At 46.1% G+C, this 17,600-nt stretch carries 14 protein-coding genes and 1 pseudogene; 2 read left to right on the forward strand and 13 right to left on the reverse strand.

Translation table 11 applies throughout. The annotated features are described in order from the left end of the window. Nucleotides 1-2 precede the first annotated feature (2 nt). The gene (locus tag GCU48_RS24410) at nt 3-3,446 is read right to left on the reverse strand and encodes a non-ribosomal peptide synthetase (RefSeq protein ID WP_244315937.1); all 3,444 of its coding nucleotides are present in this window, start codon (nt 3,444-3,446) and stop codon (nt 3-5) included. A 77-nt stretch (nt 3,447-3,523) separates the two neighbouring features. Further along, complete coding sequence (locus GCU48_RS24415; protein WP_307499236.1) at nt 3,524-3,736, reverse strand: DUF3658 domain-containing protein; 213 nt, start codon at nt 3,734-3,736, stop codon at nt 3,524-3,526. A gap of 132 nt (nt 3,737-3,868) precedes the next feature. Here GCU48_RS24415 and glsA point away from each other — a divergent pair, with 132 nt between their 5' ends. Then, on the forward strand, nt 3,869-4,807 hold the full coding sequence (glsA, locus tag GCU48_RS24420; protein WP_025718557.1) for a glutaminase A: 939 nt from the start codon (nt 3,869-3,871) through the stop codon (nt 4,805-4,807). Nucleotides 4,808-4,878: 71 nt separating this feature from the next. Here the strand turns inward: glsA and GCU48_RS24425 are convergent, their stop codons facing one another. Next, entirely contained in the window at nt 4,879-5,745 is an 867-nt protein-coding gene (locus tag GCU48_RS24425) for a VOC family protein (RefSeq protein ID WP_152381749.1), read from the reverse strand. Nucleotides 5,746-5,793: 48 nt separating this feature from the next. After that, complete coding sequence (locus tag GCU48_RS24430) at nt 5,794-6,207, reverse strand: DoxX family protein (protein ID WP_025718560.1); 414 nt, start codon at nt 6,205-6,207, stop codon at nt 5,794-5,796. Nucleotides 6,208-6,477: 270 nt separating this feature from the next. On the opposite strand from GCU48_RS24430, the gene GCU48_RS24435 reads away from it, so the two are divergent. Then, entirely contained in the window at nt 6,478-7,017 is a 540-nt protein-coding gene (locus tag GCU48_RS24435) for a helix-turn-helix domain-containing protein (RefSeq protein WP_152381750.1), read from the forward strand. Between the two features lie 124 nt (nt 7,018-7,141). On the opposite strand, the gene GCU48_RS24440 is transcribed toward GCU48_RS24435, so the two are convergent. The 9 genes and pseudogenes from GCU48_RS24440 to GCU48_RS24480 form a co-directional block, all read right to left on the reverse strand. Beyond that, nucleotides 7,142-8,155 carry a stalk domain-containing protein gene (locus tag GCU48_RS24440; RefSeq protein ID WP_152381751.1) on the reverse strand — a complete coding sequence of 338 codons (1,014 nt, stop codon included), beginning with the start codon at nt 8,153-8,155 and terminating at the stop codon, nt 7,142-7,144. Nucleotides 8,156-8,188: 33 nt separating this feature from the next. Further along, nucleotides 8,189-9,313: a phosphodiester glycosidase family protein gene (locus GCU48_RS24445; RefSeq protein ID WP_152381752.1), complete on the reverse strand. Its 1,125-nt coding sequence runs from the start codon at nt 9,311-9,313 to the stop codon at nt 8,189-8,191. Nucleotides 9,314-9,550: 237 nt separating this feature from the next. Further along, nucleotides 9,551-10,843 (reverse strand): annotated as a pseudogene (locus GCU48_RS24450) (potassium/proton antiporter); the annotation flags it as partial. Nucleotides 10,844-11,000: 157 nt separating this feature from the next. After that, nucleotides 11,001-12,389: a class II fumarate hydratase gene (gene fumC / locus GCU48_RS24455; RefSeq protein ID WP_152381753.1), complete on the reverse strand. Its 1,389-nt coding sequence runs from the start codon at nt 12,387-12,389 to the stop codon at nt 11,001-11,003. A gap of 160 nt (nt 12,390-12,549) precedes the next feature. Further along, the gene (locus GCU48_RS24460) at nt 12,550-14,094 is read right to left on the reverse strand and encodes a 2-isopropylmalate synthase (protein WP_152381754.1); all 1,545 of its coding nucleotides are present in this window, start codon (nt 14,092-14,094) and stop codon (nt 12,550-12,552) included. A gap of 99 nt (nt 14,095-14,193) precedes the next feature. After that, complete coding sequence (locus GCU48_RS24465) at nt 14,194-14,904, reverse strand: FadR/GntR family transcriptional regulator (RefSeq protein WP_025718574.1); 711 nt, start codon at nt 14,902-14,904, stop codon at nt 14,194-14,196. 178 nt (nt 14,905-15,082) lie between these two features. Further along, entirely contained in the window at nt 15,083-16,102 is a 1,020-nt protein-coding gene (locus GCU48_RS24470; protein ID WP_152381755.1) for an aldose 1-epimerase, read from the reverse strand. A gap of 137 nt (nt 16,103-16,239) precedes the next feature. Further along, a complete protein-coding gene (locus GCU48_RS24475; RefSeq protein ID WP_152381756.1) occupies nt 16,240-17,043 on the reverse strand; it encodes an MBL fold metallo-hydrolase in 804 nt (267 codons plus the stop codon). Between the two features lie 125 nt (nt 17,044-17,168). Continuing rightward, nucleotides 17,169-17,465 (reverse strand): hypothetical protein, encoded by a 297-nt coding sequence (locus GCU48_RS24480; protein WP_152381757.1) that lies wholly within the window; start codon nt 17,463-17,465, stop codon nt 17,169-17,171. Nucleotides 17,466-17,600 lie beyond the last annotated feature (135 nt).

A 17,600-nucleotide genomic window follows, 5' to 3' on the forward strand; every position in this document is an offset into this window, starting at 1 on the left:
TATTAAACCTCTCCTATCTGGGATGCTATACCAGCCGCTTGATAAAAAGCAGTCCTGACTTCCTCAACCTCTATCTCGTAGCTGCAGCGCATAGAAAAAATAAGACCGTCCATGTAGGAGGAAGCAATGCAGTTGAACAGTGAATAGATCGGGAGCGGATTCGGTTGCTTTATGACAGCATCATCGTAATAATGACTGTACTTCAGGCCTTCCCTGGTACTATTGGCTAAATAGTTAAACATGAATACATCTAGGTGCTCATACTGCTTCCCAAACTGTACAAGTTTTCGGGTCCGCTCCCACTGTTTTTTGTAAGCAGGGCTTGTAAGTAGATCCATAAAATTGATAGTATGGCGTTTTAATAAATCCAGCCTGCTTCTGACAGACTGCAGCATTTCATCTGGATTCTGCTTCATATCCATCAACATAGGCACAAAATCAATAAATTCACCAACCGTGTTATAATACGCCGCCTCGTCATACCTTCTTCCATCATATAAAAATAACAATGGCAGCTTATCCATGCCTAAATAAGTTTGCAAGCCCCTTGTATAGACAGAAAGCGCCAACTCTAAAGATGGGTTTTCAGCCGGGATGCTCACGCTAAACAGATAGGCTTCGGTGCTCGTTCTTAGCTTGAGGGATCGTAAAAGGTCCTGCTTGCTTTTTTGAAACGCTTCCAGCTGAAAGGATGTCATCAATTCTTGTTCCGTAATTCGTTTGGGCCCACTTTGGATTTGTTTCACATACTCTGCATAGGGCTTCCCTTCATCGGTAGGAAAGGATTGGTTCTGAAGCAGGCTTCTGTAGCAAGCAAGCATCTGTCGTTCAGCCACCTCCGAGGTCACCCGATCACATATAGCATGATGATAAAGAGTTATGACGTAATGCTCACGCAGATTTCGTTTCAGCACAAACATGTGAAACAAAGTATGCTCTCCGATGTATCGGGTATTTGTAATGTAATCATTTATCATTTCCGAAAAGGGCCCACAGGGACTGCTATCCGACACGTCGATGATCTTAAGTTTTGGCAGGTTAGCGTCAGGAAGTACATACTCTCTCCAAAATGTCCACCCATCTCTTGGGACAGGGACGCTTCTCAGTAATCCTTGACTTTGTACAAATTGAGCGTAGGCCTGATTCAGAAAATCATAATTCACATACTCGTCCAGCCGAAAAATGCCTACACTGGGTGGTGTATGAAACGAAATTTGCATTTGTTGAATTCCACTGAGTGGATATTCTTGTGCCACTTGTCCCGTTAGAACCCATTGATCTTTTCTCCAATAATCGTCCTCCAGCTGCTTGCGAAACCTTGCTACTTTATCCGTATCCATGCCTTTCAAGTCCAGACACTGGAAAAACACCTCTTCATTGATGGTCCAGTATTGATCATCCATTTTAGATTTTTGATGCATTGGTACAATATAGTGTGGTAATAGTTCTTTAGCAATTTTCCCATCCATGATCCGTATGATATGGTTAACGTCAATGTCAGCGTCAGGGCCCGAGTAAAGCACCTGAATATCTCTAACTTCGTGAAGGAAATCTCGCACCTGATATTTCACCAGCTCGTAAACACCCCCTGTTTCTTGGTGCAGCCAAGAAATCATTTCTTGTTTGGTTTCTATGATGCCCTGTTGCTTTTTGGAGCGTTCATCATGATAAGCCGAATGAAGATAAGCAGCGAGGGCCCGGATCGTTTTATAGTGGTATATATCTGTCAAAGTGGTATGAAATCCTGCCCGCTCCATTCTCGACATCAGCGTAAGTGCATGAATAGAATGTCCGCCGAGGTCAAAGAAGCTATCTAAAACACTGAACTGCTGAATACCTAACACATCCTGCCAGATTTCCATCAGCTTGGCTTCCAGCCCTGGCTCAGGGGACACGTATGCTGCTCCAGTATGCAAATTACCTTTAAGAGCCAACAGTGCCTTGCGATCCAGCTTTCCATTCAGTGTCAGCGGCATCTGTTCTAATTGCATAAAAAAAGATGGAATCATATAGCTCGGCAGCTTTGCAGAGAGAGTGTTTTTAAGTTCATCTGATGTCAGCATTTGGTTCGCAGTAAAGTACGCTGCCAGCTGCTTCTGACCCGTCTCATCTTCACGCGCGATAACAGCGGCTTCCTGGATATCATTAATTTTTAATAGATGTGACTCTACTTCTCCTGGCTCAATTCGGAAGCCTCTTATTTTTACTTGATCGTCGATCCGTCCGATATATTCGATATTTCCGTCCGTTTGCTCTTTTACCCAATCTCCGGTTCGGTACAACCTGCCTCCCGGCACCCATGGAGACTGAATAAACCTTTCCTGTGTCAACTCGGGGCGGTTCAAATAACCTCTAACTAATCCATCCCCGGCAATGCATAGTTCACCTGCAACTCCTTGTGGCAGAAGGTGCTGATCATGATCCAGAATGTAAACCGACGTATTACTGATTGGTTTGCCAATCGGGATGGTATTGGCATTTTCGTCCAAATGATCAATCCGGTAAAAAGTTGCAAATACCGTGCTCTCAGTCGGTCCGTAGACATGAATTAAACGACCGGGGCCTAGGTGGGTAAATGCTTTACGCACATGGCTGACCGACACCTTTTCACCGCCGAATAGCAAGGCTTCAAGTGTTGCAAAGCAATCGGGATCAATATCCACCAATGCATTAAAAAGCGCTGTCGTAATGAAGCATTTCGTGATTTGTTGTGTCCGTAGTACGCGTGACAGCTCACGTGCATTCATGATTTGAGCTTGTGGGGTCAAAACGAGGGTGGCTCCATTAAGCAGAGCCCCGTATATACCAAATGTAGAACCATCAAACGAAAAACTGGCCATTTGTGATATACGATCTTTAGTCGCAAATTGGATGTAATTCGTCTTTTTAACAACCCGAGTAATATTATAATGCATTGTCAGGTTTCCCTTAGGCTCGCCCGTAGAGCCAGACGTGTACATAATGCAAGCCAGCGCATCTGAACTATGAATAGATGTGAGATTCTCTGTTTCTTCTCCATAATTTTGCTGGTTCGTTAAATCCAGCACAAGAGCATCAAGCCCCACTTGTTGGTTAATTGGCAGCCGGGTTAGCAGAAGCTTTGCGCCAGAATCTGTCAGCATATAGCGTAGACGTTCCTTGGGATATTCGGGGTCAATGGGCACATAGGCTCCCCCGGCTTTTAAAATCCCAAAAATCCCGACGATCATCTCCAATGAGCACTCGGCTATAATCCCTACAGGCTCGTCTGTATCTACGCCTTTGGCCCGCAGAACGCGTGCAAGTTGATTGGCCTGTTTGTTTAGATCAGCATACGTCAAGTGCTTGTCTCCAAATACGACTGCCACTTGCTCCGGTGAGCGCTCGACCTGCTCCTCAAACAATTGATGAATTGTTTGATCCCGTGGGTAATCCGCTAATGTACCGTGTAACATGCTTAACTTCATCTCCCTCTCCCATTAACATTCATATCAATTAAGGCTTGCTCCATGAGGCGTAGAAGTCATTTATGGATAAACTATAATCACAACTTTACATTAAAATGGGAATTTAGCTGGAGGAGAAGAAATGACATCAGGTGTAGCATTCCCGGCATCCCTAGAAATTCAAGTTCGCCATGAGCAATCAAATATTGAATCCGATATTCCAAAAAGGTATCGCTTCTTAGCTGCGGCCATTGTGTTAACGCCTCAGTAGTCTTCATCAAAATTTGAGTTATTGTTAGATGACAAGTCATCTACCTCCTTTCATCCAATCCAATTAGAGCTTGTCTTTCGACCGAAAATTTCTTTAGAATAAGTGTATAGCTATCACTTAATGCTCTACAATAACAATACCACAGGATGGTTACTCGACTGGAGGAAAAGAAATGACATCGGAGTGGCAGAGACTACAAACCAAACTGCCGGAATGGGTGGAACAAAGCCGTCACGAGTATATTCATGGCAAGGTAGCGGCGTATATTCCCGAATTGTCCAAAGCGCCCGCTGAAGCGCTGGGTGTTGTTGTCATGAACGGTGCGGGTGAGACCGTGGTAGCCGGGGACACGGAACTCCAATTTACAATGCAAAGCATCTCAAAAGTATTTACGCTCATTCTGGCCCTGATGGATAATGGAGAAGACGTTGTCTTTTCCAAAGTGGGTATGGAGCCTACGGGCGATCGTTTTAATTCCATGTTGAAGCTGGAACTGGTCGAGCCAGGTATTCCATTTAATCCGCTTATTAATGCTGGAGCCATCGCCGTCTCCTCTCTGATTCGCGGAAATAGCCCCGAAGAAAGGTTTGCCCGCGTTCTGCAATTCTTCCGACTGCTTGCCAGTAATGACACGCTGGAATATGACCAGGATGTCTACGATTCGGAATCTGCCACAGGTCATCTGAACCGTTCCCTTGCTTATTTTCTGATGGAAAAAGGGATTCTGAGAGGTCATGTCGAGGACGTGCTGGAGGTTTATTTCAGACATTGTGCTGTAAAAATGAACTGTACGGATTTGGCACGCATGGGACTCGTTCTGGCCTACAACGGCCGTGATCCGGTTACGGGCGTACCTCTGGTCCCCCGCCGTTATGTGCAGATTGCCAAAACATTTATGACGACATGCGGTATGTATGACGCTTCAGGAGAGTTCGCTATTCAGGTTGGACTGCCTGCCAAAAGCGGTGTATCCGGCGGAATTATGACGATGGTGCCTGGACGATACGGCATTGGATTGGTTGGACCTTCCCTGAACCGTATGGGCAACAGTACAGCAGGTGTACATTTGCTGGAGACCATGTCTCGGGATTTGGATTGGAGCTTGTTCTAGTAAACAAAAAAAGGGTATTCCCAGCCTAATGGCTTATGAGAATACCCTTTTCTGCCTGCATTCCTGTTATGTTACGAGGTTTGGCCGTTAGCCAGTTTAATTTGAATACGGAACGGGTCAGCTACATACTTGGCTCCATTGAGTTCCTGCACTCCATAGCCTGCTGCTGTCAAACGAGCGACAACGGCATCCAATTCCCTCTGATCCGGTACAATCAATTCAAAAAAATCCAAGCCTGCTGCGTTCTCGGGAGCTGGAGGTGCTCCTTCCCCTGCCCATATATTCAAGCCCATGTGATGGTGGTAGCCTCCTGCGGAGATGAACATTGCCGAGGAACCATATCGGGACGTAATGTCAAAGCCAAGCACATCGCAATAAAATTGCTGCGCTTTGAGCAAATTAGACACATGGAAGTGAACGTGTCCGATGACCGTTCCCTGCGGTAGTCCCTGCCAAGGTAAGTTCTGAGAAATTGCTACCAAGTCTTCGGCATCCACAGGATCTGTACCCATAATATAAAATCCATTGGTATCTTTTTTCCACTGCTCGCGAGGACGATCTGCATAGATTTCAATCCCGTTATTATCAGGGTCATGGATATATAGTGCTTCACTTACATCATGGTCTCCCTGTCCGATTTCAATCTCATGAGCCAGCAGATTACGTAAGGACAGCCCTAGAGCCACACGGTTCGGTAGAAGAATAGCAAAGTGGTATAGTCCAGCTGTGGATTGGCGCGGAAGAATAACTGCATTTTCAATATATTTTAGGGTCAGCAGCGTATGCTTTCCGCCGACAGTCAATTCAGCAGTATTCGCCGTTTCACGCAGCAGTTGGAAACCAACCACCTCAGTATAAAATTGAATCGAGCGCTCCAAGTTACTAACCTTTAATGAAACCTGCCCGATTTTAGTATTGTCAGGAAGATGTGCTGTCATGGGATTTCCCTCTTTCTACATGGATTGGACGACTTGGCTAATCAAACATTATTGTTCTGTTGACGTACGACGGCTGAATAAAGAATCCACAGACAAGCGGGTCGTCGGTGCAAACACCAGATGAAGAGCTACCAAAATAAAAGCAATATCCAGCTCATAGCCCGCACCTTGACCATTCCCCATCAACCCGCCGGACAATTTGGCCGTGAGAATCGCGCCGATCAATACAATAACAAAAATTCCGGCTACATAACGGGTAAGCACTCCAAGGATTAATGCAATCCCGCCGACCAATTCAATCACCGCAACAACATAACCTAAAAATCCTGGAACGCCAATGCTGGAAAACCAGCCTGCCACATTATCCAAGCCCATTTGGAATTTAGCAATTCCGTGTGCCAAAAACAAAATCCCTAGCGCCACCCTCATAATTGTAGAAATATTTCTGCTTGCTGAACTCATGTCTATCTCTCCATTCTGAATATATTATCGTACCTGTATAAGCACATATTAATAATTATTTTATATTACTAATAATTTGACTAAAAAAATAAAATGATATCGTTCTAAGCTGTAACTTATATAAGTACTCACAAAGACAAATTATTAGTAATAGGAATAATTATTTTGTAATGTGAATTTATCATAACAATTATAGTCTGTCAACAAAATATTTGGTATGATGAATATTAAATTAGTATACATTATATTTTTCTAAAGGAGGAATGCTCTATGGGTATAGGATGCAACATAAGGGCAGCACGTAAACGTAAAAATTTATCCATTCAGCAAATATGTGAAAGAACCGGATTATCTCAAGGGTTTATGAGCCAGGTGGAAAACAATAAAACCTCTCCTTCCATCGCTACACTGGACAGCATCGCTAATGCGCTCAAGGTCCCCCTCGCTTTTCTGCTTCTTAAGGATGAAGAGCGGATGCAGGTGATTCGCAAGGACGAGCGTCGTAAAACAGTGTATGGTAAAAACAACCTTCAGATCGACCATTTAGGTGGCCAGGGTAACGTTAAAATGATGCTGGTGGACATGCCACCAGGTTCATCGACAGAAGAAGAGCATGCTCATGCGGGAGATGAAATTCATTATATATTGGAGGGCACGGTGTATGTAGAGCAAGGTGAGGATTCAGCTACCCTCGAAGCAGGAGATTCCTTTAGCTGGAGAGCAGCCATTCCCCATTATGTCAAAAACGTGGGAGAAAGCAGCGCTCGCGTTCTCATCTCCGTGTTTCTCGAAGCAGAAAATGACGCTTAATCAAAGCCTGAAAACAACGGAATATCATCACCCATTTCATCAAAAAAGCGCGTACCGGGAAGTTATGTTAACTTCAACGATACACGCTTTTTGTATTTTTACATCTATCAGTGCGACTCTTAACTTATTCCAGCGCCTGTTGGGCATCCGTCCGTGATTCCCATGGCAGCTTGAAGGCTTTCATGATCTGCTTGGTATCAGTTGGGAGCCCAGTTACCGGATCACCCGCAGTACCCAGCAATTCTTCTTTATGATCTATTGTAATACGCCCGTAATAAGTGGTGCTGCTGTCTCCCCATCCTGTAGTAAACTCATAGACCAGCGGCTTATTTAATTTCGGATAAGCTCCCCACTGATTTTTGGCTTTATTTTTTAAAAAAAGCTCCAGCGGATCGTATTCCATCGTAAATTCTTTGCCAAAGGGGGCTCCTACATACCCTTGATAGGTGACAAGCGGAAAACCGTCCTTCACTTCAACCAGACTCAGCACATCCCCATTCACTGTAAAATAACGCAATGCTTCACCTTGAGGAAACATATAGACACTAGACAGGAGCTCGGTGTTGGGAAAATGAGCTTCGATATAAGGATGGACAGAATATCCGCTTAAACGGATGAACGCATCACGCGCTGTCACCAGATCCCCCTCATATATTTGTTTTTTTATTGCACCATGGATCGGCGGCTGTACCTGTATCTGTGCGTTTGTCTTCTCCAATGTATAACCCAAATCAACCGACACATCCCGCAGTGGGATATACACTTCTTTACCTGACACCTCATAGGTGAGTCGCTGCTCATTCTTACGTGACCGTTCCTTAAGCTGCACGGGTTCTGCCCACTTTTTCAGCGTAACCAGCTTCTTTTTGACATCCCACTGATAAGTCGCACCCACAGCTTCGGCAAAAGGTTTAAGTGGAACCATCAGCTTTCCGTTGATCAACATGGGTTTTGTCTTTGCGTTTAATGGCTGCCCATTGACGACAACATTTGTTACCTGCGTCGATTGGGTTGATGGAGTTACAGTGTCTCCCTGTCCGGCAGCTTCGACAATTCCTTGTTGCATAGCCGTAAGAAGTAGAGATAACGTAAACAAGGCGGCAAGCAATCGTTGGAATCTTCCTCGTTTTAGCTTCATCATCATTCTCCGTTCATTTCTTGGGTTTCGGATCTATCTCTTTTTGGCTGCGTCAATGTCTCCAGGATTCAGACCTGCCCAAACGTTCGGAATACTGACGGTCTCTGGATGCTCAAATACGAGAAACGCTGTCGGCAAATACCGCTCGCCATATTCAGAAGAAGGTTTATTGACTATGGCATGGTCTTTAACGAGCACGGTTGACGATCCACCATCCAGATTAGCACCAATAACCGCTCCGTGTTTAAGTAGAATATTTTGCATATCGTACAAATTAGCGCCAATGCTGTAACCCGGCTGACGCCCGTCAATGGTCACGAAAAGAATCGCGCCGTCTGCTCTTTGCCCCATTGCAGTGCGAGGAGCAATTCCCCATCCTTCACTGGCATTGCGAATCAGACCTTTACCATTCACGATTAAACGTGGCTGAAAGGTGACTGCTTCTTGCACGTTCATTTTGGACAATTCAGATAGTGAATAGTGCCCGGCAATCATTTTTCCCTGCTTATCAATACCTACGATTTGGACTGAAGCATTTTTCCCCATATCGTTGTAGTATATCTGTCCTTGGGAGATGACAACGCCGATCGGTTTAAAGCCATTTCCGTTCCAGTTGGGATCGGCAAAGCCGCCGCCATTTACGCCAGCAATAGCCCCTAAGCGCTCGACCATGCTGGATACTCGTTCTCCCCTGCCAGCCTTGGCAGGAATTCCGAGTCTGATTTTAGTGGGGTCATGCACTGTCATTACATAGCCATGATAATTCCGACCGGACACCTCTTCCACTTCAACCAGCGGCGTTTGCTGCAACTTGGTCGGTTTCAGATCAGGCAGCTTGATCGTATGTCTGTCCCTCTCCTCACCCATCTGCTCAAAACGAGCCGAGTATTCGGCCACACGTTTTTGCGCCTCTTCTTCACCGATAAAATATTTCGCCCAATGGCGATGTTGAGTAGTAATCAGCGTATCGGCGGCCAAATAGCGCATATCCTTGCCAGAGGGGGTTAAAAATAACCAAGCCGTGCCCCCTACTCCTGCTAGCAGGAAGACTATAAAAAGTCGCAGTATAAAGCGACCGAATCTACCTTTTCGTTTCTTCTTCTTTTTATTTTTCTGCCTGCGAGTTGCTGCACGCTGTGGCAAAACTTCCGGTTTCATTCAACATCTCTCCCGTTATGGTGACTTCAATCTTAAAAACTCACTGTTATCCATTATACATCAACATCTAACGACAATATAATAATCTAATTTTGTAGAATGATAGTGTCAATTTTTTAACAGATTCCCAACCTTATAAAATAACACAACAAACAGCCCTCCACACAGATGTGAAGGACTGTTTTCGCAATTTACTTTATTTAAACTACGTCCGTATTCGCTTGGCATATCCCCTTTTTACGGTTCTGCCTCCGGTTCAAGCAGCATAAACAGTTCTTTCATTTGCTGTCGCTTGAGTTTGGGGCTGAGCACATATAATGTATCCCCCGGCTCAATCACAGTCGTACCTCTCGGGGCAATAATTTGCTCGTTCCGGATAATGGCGGTGAATAAAATGTCATCAGGCAGCTGCATATCCTGGATCGCTTTGCCCGCAATTGACATTCCCTTTTGCACCTGAATATGATTAATTTCCGAAGTGGTTTTCCCCAGAGAAACCAGCTCCAGCAATGAAGGCGACGACGTCTCGTTAGGGTCCATTAAGCCAAGCTTCACAGCCAGCCACGAAATGGTCGTACCTTGAATAATCGCAGAGGTCAGCACGACGAAAAATACAACATTAAAAAACATGGGCCCTACATCCATCTCGTCCAGTAAAGGATAGGTGGCCAGTACAATAGGAACTGCTCCCCGTAGTCCTGCCCAGGATAACAACGTCTTTTCGCGCATGGAGTATCTGGAGAAAAGTAAGCTCAGAAAAACGCCAATCGGTCGAGCCACGAGCATCAGGATAAAGGAAAGCGCCAAACTTTGCCACGCAATGCCCAGCAGCTGATCAGGGAAAACCAGCAGTCCGAGCAGGACGAACATCATAATCTGCACCATCCAGGCGAAGCCATTGTTAAAATGAATAATGGACCGCTTGTAGGTCAAGTCGGAGTTGCCCAGCACAATGGCCATGACATATACCGCCAGTAGTCCGCTTGCCTCCAGCAAGGATGCCGCCGCATACGTTAGCACTGCAAATGCCAAGGCCATCACTGGATACAATCCGGATGAGTCAAAATTCATTTTATTAATCGCATATACCCCTAAGCGACCGAGTGCAAAACCAATGATCAGACCAAAACCCATTTCCCATAAAAACAATAAAATATGTATCCAAATGGATTGTTCAGGGTGGTGTATCAGCTCAATTAATGTAACTGTGAGAAATACAGCCATCGGGTCATTGCTGCCGGACTCCGCTTCGAGCGTAGAGGTAATTCGTTTCTTGATATTTTTCCCTCCCAAAACGGAAAACACAGCCGCCGCATCCGTCGATCCGACAATAGCCCCAAACAGTATAGATTCCATCCAGCCTACGCCTAAAATAAACTTGGCGCAGACACCAATGACTACAGTCGTAATGATGACCCCAAGCGTGGATAACGACAACGCAGGTCGAATGACCGGCTTAATATCTGCAAACTTCGTCTGCATCCCGCCTTCAAACAGGATCACAATGAGCGCGAGAATACCCACCAGCTTCGCCTTCTATCTATATACCCTCAAATCATGCAGAATACTAATCCTGGGATAAAAAATATTTGAAAATTAAAAATCCAGCTCACGGTCTGTGCTAATTTAGCACTTCATGAGCTGGATATATGTTTTTTGTAGACTTAGCTGCGATAAAAGTCGCGTTTTATGCTTTAGGGTGAATCATATGAGCCGGTACGACATACTGGTCAAATTGTTCCTCGGTCAGCAGGCCGCTACGAAGAGCCGCTTCTTTAAGTGACAATCCTTCCGCATGCGCAAGTTTGGCAATTTTAGCGGCATTCTCATATCCGATATATGGATTCAATGCCGTCACCAGCATCAGCGAATTGTTCAAATTATGCTCAATTCTAGCGAGGTCTGGCTCGATGCCGACCGCACAGTTATCATTAAAGGCCACAATTGAATCGGCTAGCAGGTTCACGGATTGCAGGAAATTATAAATAATAACCGGCTTAAACACGTTCAGTTCAAAATTCCCCTGACTCGCAGCAAAGCCAATCGCTGCATCATTACCCATAACCTGCGTAACGACCATCGTCAGCGCCTCGCTCTGGGTCGGATTCACCTTGCCTGGCATGATTGAGCTGCCCGGCTCGTTAGCAGGGATCGTAATTTCACCCAAGCCACTGCGTGGACCACTTGCCAGCCACCGGACATCATTGGCGATTTTCATCAAATCGGCAGCGAGCGCTTTGATTGCTCCGTGTACAGCTACAACTTCATCATGGCTGGTGAGTGCATGGAATTTGTTCGGTGCGGAAGTAAAAGACTTGCCAGTAATGTTGGAAATTTCGGTAGACGTTCGGGTACCGAACTCTGGATGAGCGTTAATTCCTGTACCTACAGCTGTGCCGCCAATCGCCAGCTCCTTCATGTATTGAACCGTGTCTATGATGATTCGCTTGCTTTTGTCCAGCATGGCATACCAGCCGCTAATTTCCTGACCCAGTGTAAGCGGCGTGGCATCCTGCAGGTGAGTCCGTCCGATTTTAATAATATCCTTAAATTGCTCTGACTTCTGTTGGAAGGTTTCTTTCAGCTTGTCAATGGCAGGCAACAAGCGATCCTCAACTGCAATAACGCCGGCTACATGAAGCGCCGTAGGAAACGTATCGTTTGAACTTTGTGACATGTTCACATCGTCATTAGGATGCAGTTTTACATCTTCCCCCTGCTCCTGCAGCCATTGGCTTCCCAGATGAGCAATCACTTCATTCACATTCATGTTGGACTGCGTACCGCTCCCTGTCTGCCATACAACCAGTGGGAAATGGTCATCGACCCGTCCAGCGAGAATTTCATCCGCTGCATAAATAATGGCGTTCTGCTTCTCCTGTGACAGCTTGCCCAGCTTATAGTTGCTGATCGCCGCACTCTTTTTAAGCACCGCGAACGCCTGAATAACCTCTAGCGGCATTTTCTCCGAGCCAATCGGAAAATTTTCCTTGCTTCGCTGTGTTTGCGCTCCCCACAGACGGTCTGCCGGTACCTTGATTTCGCCCAACGTATCCTTTTCAATGCGGTAGTTCAACTCATTTCCTCCTCTTAGCCTATGAAATTCAGACAAAATATGGTGATCTTCTTTGCCTATTATACATTAAATTTCAAATGTTATCATATATTTTGCAAACGCTTTTTTACGATAAGGTCAGAGGAGAGAAGGAATATTGCTTACAAACCTGCTCTTTAAGTCAGCTAATGGTAATATTGCCTTTGGCACGAACTTCTTTTCTGCCCAGCAGCTTGTTCAGTGCGTCGATGTAGGCTTTCGCGCTGGCTTCCAAAATATCTGTACTTGTACCTCTTCCTCGAGCTGTGTACTCTCCTTGTCTCAAGATGGCATGCACTTCCCCCTGTGCGTCCTTGCCATACGTCACGGACTGGATTGAATAATCCTCCAGTTCCACCTCTTCACCACTTGCTTTATCTATAGCATTGAAAATCGCATCTACGGAACCGTTACCCATCGCGACTTCATCAATGGCTGTTCCATCCTGTTTACTCAATCGAATAGAGGCTACCGGAACAGACTGATTGCCGTAGGATACTTGAATGGAGTCCAGGGTGTAAATCTGAGGGGAAACATTGCGGCTTTCGTCCATCAGGACAAGCAAATCCTCATCCAGCACCTGCTTTTTCTTGTCGGTCAAGGCTTTGAATTTGTGGAACGCCTCCTGCAGCTGCTCCTCTGTCAGACTATCAAATCCCATGTCCGCCAGCTTTTCCTTGAACGCATGTCGACCGGAATGCTTGCCCAACACAAGCTTACTCGTCTTCAAGCCAATACGCTCAGGGGATACGATCTCATACGTTGTGCGCTCCTTAAGCATTCCGTCCTGGTGTATGCCGGATTCATGTGCAAAAGCATTGGCTCCAACGATGGCCTTGTTCCCTGGTACTGACATCCCCGTTCGCTTGCTCACCAATCGGCTGGTAGCATACAGTTCCTCCAGAACCAGACTCGTCTGTGCGTTATAAAGCTCGGTTCTCGTATCGAGGGCCAATGCAACCTCCTCGATCGGTGTATTCCCTGCTCGCTCACCGATACCATTGATGGTACCTTCAAATTGATCTACACCGTTACGAATAGCCGCCAGTGTGTTGGCCGTGGCCATGCCAAGATCATCATGACAGTGCGTGCTGAGCTGTATTTTCTCGATGCTGGGCACTTGTTGCTTTACAACTCTAAACATTTCACCGAACTGGTCAGGCGAGGCATATCCCACCGTATCCGGCAGATTGACGACTGTCGCCCCAGCGCGAATTGCCATATCCACGACCTCACAAATAAAGTCCAGCTCGGTACGACTGGCGTCCTCCGCCGAAAATTCTACCTTGCTGAAATAATTGCGTCCATAACGAATGGCAGCGGCTGCGGTCTCTAGTACTTTTTCCTTATCCATCCGCAGCTTATGCTGGCGGTGAATAGGTGAAGTAGCCAGGAACAAATGAAGACAGGCATCCTCGGCTCCTCGCAGCGCCTCTCTTACCGCATCAATATCCTGCTCTTTGGAGCGTGCAAAACCAACCAGTGTGGCCTGGGTAACCTGTTTGGCAATCTCCTGCATGCTGAATATCTCACCAGGCGAGGTAGCCGGAAAGCCGGTCTCAATCCGATCTATACCCAACTTTTGAAGCTGAAGGGCAATTTCCACCTTTTCCGAGCTGGTCAGGCTGACTCCTGGTGATTGTTCTCCATCTCTTAACGTTGTGTCCAACACCCATATTTTGCGCATACAGTTACCACCTTTGCTTTAGTATTAGGAGATGCTCAAAAACAGGTTTGCAGATCGCCATATATTCATCCGATCATCAGATGTTTAAACTTAAAAAAATTATGAACTAGCCATATGCTTCTGCAACTCCAGCTTGGTGCCGTCCAAATGTTGAATACTATACAGTTCGGCAGCCTTACCATCCCGATCCCGGATCGCTTCATAAATTTTCTCATGCTGCAATGTAAAATGATTTTGCATTACTGGATCGGTAATGAGGTTGTTCAGCGCTTTCCGAATCGCCTCTACAAAGCTGCGATATACGTCTGTAAGCACCTTATTGCGTGTAGCCCCGGCAACAGCCAAGTGAAAAGCGATATCCGCATCAAGATACCCATTCATATCTCCAGCGGCCAATGTCGCAGCACGCCGATCCAGCGCCTCCCGCATCAAGTGTAAATCCTCATCATTACGGCGTAAGGCAGCCAATCTGGCAATCTCAAGCTCCAGCACACTCCGTACCTCATACACCTCGATGATTTCTGCTCGGCTTAGGCGGTAATCCAATGGCTCTTGAGAGGTTGTCGGTTGGCAAACAAAAGTTCCGTGTCCTTGCTTTTTCTCTAACAGACCGGCATGTACCAGAACGCTAACCGCTTCACGCACAGTGGATCGTCCGACCCCAAAGAGCTTCATGAGCTCAGGCTCTGTTGGAATCTTTGTGCCCACGTTCCATTCACCAGCAGCTATTTTTCGCTGCAACTGTTCAGCCACTTCATCGGCAATTTGCTTGCGTTTGACGGCTTGGAAAGGCACCATATCATGATTCATCTGATCATCTCCTGTTTCGTATCATACTATGACTGGTTCTCATTTTGCAACTGTTTTTCAATCTCCTTCTGCACCACGCTACTGCCCTGGATTCGGACTCGCCACCTTCAGCTTTTTGTCCACCCAAATAAGCCTACACCGTTAGACACGATGTAGGCTTATTTGGGGTACAATAATGCTAGGATTTCGATTTATTAGGTGTAACACAATACAAACGGCTGGTTGTTTCAAAGATATGACCTGGCGCAAGTGCAATTAAACCGATGTCTTCCGCAAGCAAGTCCGGACGATTCGGTGCGTTGATCATGTTCATTTGCGGTTCGGGACAGATAAATTCCTTGTTCGCTTTGTTGTTCCAGATCATCCAATGCTTATAGGCTGTGCCTACATCGTATACGAGAGTAGCACCTGTCTTACTGTGTGTCAGCTCCATGTAGTTGCGTCCATTTTGTGGAGCTGCCGTGTAATGATTATCCATAGAGGCAAAATAAGGACTAACTCCCGTTGTCTTCAGCAGTTCCTCTTCCGGGGATAATGGCTGGAACTGTCCGGTGGCCAACAGCCGCTCTGTCAGCTCACGACGTTGACCGATTGTGACCTTAATCTTGTAATCCTCAGGCGAGCTATCGGGTACGAATGGTACACGAATCGCCGTGTGAAAGGCAAATAGGTTAGGGATCGGTTGATTGTCCTCGTTATGGATCACATAACGCTGATGTAGGCCGAGTTCATCCAGGCTGTACGTCAACTTCATGGTAAAGGTGAACGGCAAGTACCGGAACATGGGATGCCCTTCCCTTACGCGCTGATTCATTACCACATAGCTGCCCTGCTCACCGGAACCGTAATCCTCTACCTCCCACCGAACGGTGTGTAAAAAGCCGTGCAAATGGTTGTGAGTCGCCTCTTCGTTAATCGGCAACTCATATGTAACACCATTCCATAGGAATTTTCCATCCTCATACCGATTCGGAGGGTATAGGAAAGGAATGCCATAAACAGACGGGCTTTGCTTAAAAGCCTCTATGCTGTCTGCATCCGGCTCACGCAAAAAAGAATATCCCAATTCATTGTCACGAAAAGAAATCAGATTCGCACCGTTTCCCGGCAGGGCTACCGCTTCATATCGCCCAAATTTAAGACGAATCGCGGGTATTCCATAATAAAGATCACCAATTGCAGCATGCTGTTGTGTCATCAATAATCCTCCTTGATGAAATGACGATGGTTAATGAAAGCGTTTTTCTTTTGGCTTGACTATACCATGCTCAGCAAAAAAATTCCACGTCGACACAAAAAAACGACGCCTGACAAGGCATCGTCCTTCTCACACCACTAAACATAGCGCCCCTGTTTGGGGACAGCCATGCGCTCAAAATCTCCAGCCAGTCGATCCAGCTGATCTCTCAGCTCCGTTCCATGCATGTAATGACCGTGCCCTGTAACTGCAATCTTGGGCTTTAATCCGGCCAGCATTTCCACCGACTGCTGAGCAGCCTGCCAATCTGTCGTAAAATATGCAGGCGGCCCGTGTATTTCTTTTTCCTGTAAAATAACGGCCAGCGCCGATTCCTGCTTCACCGTAATAAAAGCGTCACCAGCAACCAGCAACCGTCTATGCTCATGAAAAAGCGATACATGTCCCGGCGTATGTCCAGGCGTGTGCAGCCACTTCCAGCCGGGAGCACCTGGTACACTGCCGTCCTGAGGCAAGGGAGCAATACGATCATCAAGATCTATAGCATCATTGGGGTATAGAAAAGAAATACCCGACAACAAACCTCCACCCACACCGGGATCAGGTTTCTGATAATCCTGCATTCCCGTCAAAAAAGGCAATTCCAGCGGATGTGCATAAACAGGAGCTCCCCAATGCTGTACCAGCTCAATAACGGAGCCTACATGATCAAAATGACCGTGAGTAAGCACAATAGCAACCGGAGGACCAGTAAACCGTTCCTCAGCCTGACGAATAATCGAGTCTGTAAATCCTGTCATCCCCGTATCCACCAGCACCCAGGATCGGCTTCCCGGCTCCCCGATAAAAAATACATTTACAAACAGTGTCCGTAAGCTCAAGAGATCGGGAGCAGCCTCTTCATTTGCCGTCATTCCTTCGGTGAACAGATGATTTGCCAAAGCGTCACCCTCCCATTCACATGGAATTTCCTGTCATTCACAACCTATAGGCTTCCCCCATGTCAGCAGATTATGCGGACACTGCTAAATATAATCCGCTTGTCACGAAAATAGACCTGTTTACATTACTCGGGTAATTTGCTCCAGGCCGCATCCAGCAAATGATCGAACAAATCATCATTTTCTTCAATCCAGCTATCCATCTCCAGCATTTCTTCCTCTACCCGCGACTCCCCCGCAAAATGGAGACTGTAGTCCCATTCCTTGCCCCTTTTACTGTGGAATGTAATTTCATATACGGACTGATGTCCATTTACTCCAAATACAACTTGGCCTAAATAAACACCGTTTTCATCTCGCGTCATTTGTGCCTGTTGAATATGTACTTCCTTTACTTCCCCAGGTGAATTTTGCTCTGTCATTTATTGATCCGCCCTTTCATTTTTTACCAAAATGTGCCAAAACTGATTTGTGAACCTTTTCGTTACATTGTACAATATATAAGCTAAGTGTAGAATTTGCAAAAAAATGTGCAAGCAACCTAAGCCTTTTAAGGC

Origin of the sequence: Paenibacillus brasilensis, assembly GCF_009363115.1 — a bacterium.
Classification (GTDB): Bacteria; Bacillota; Bacilli; order Paenibacillales; family Paenibacillaceae; genus Paenibacillus; species Paenibacillus brasilensis.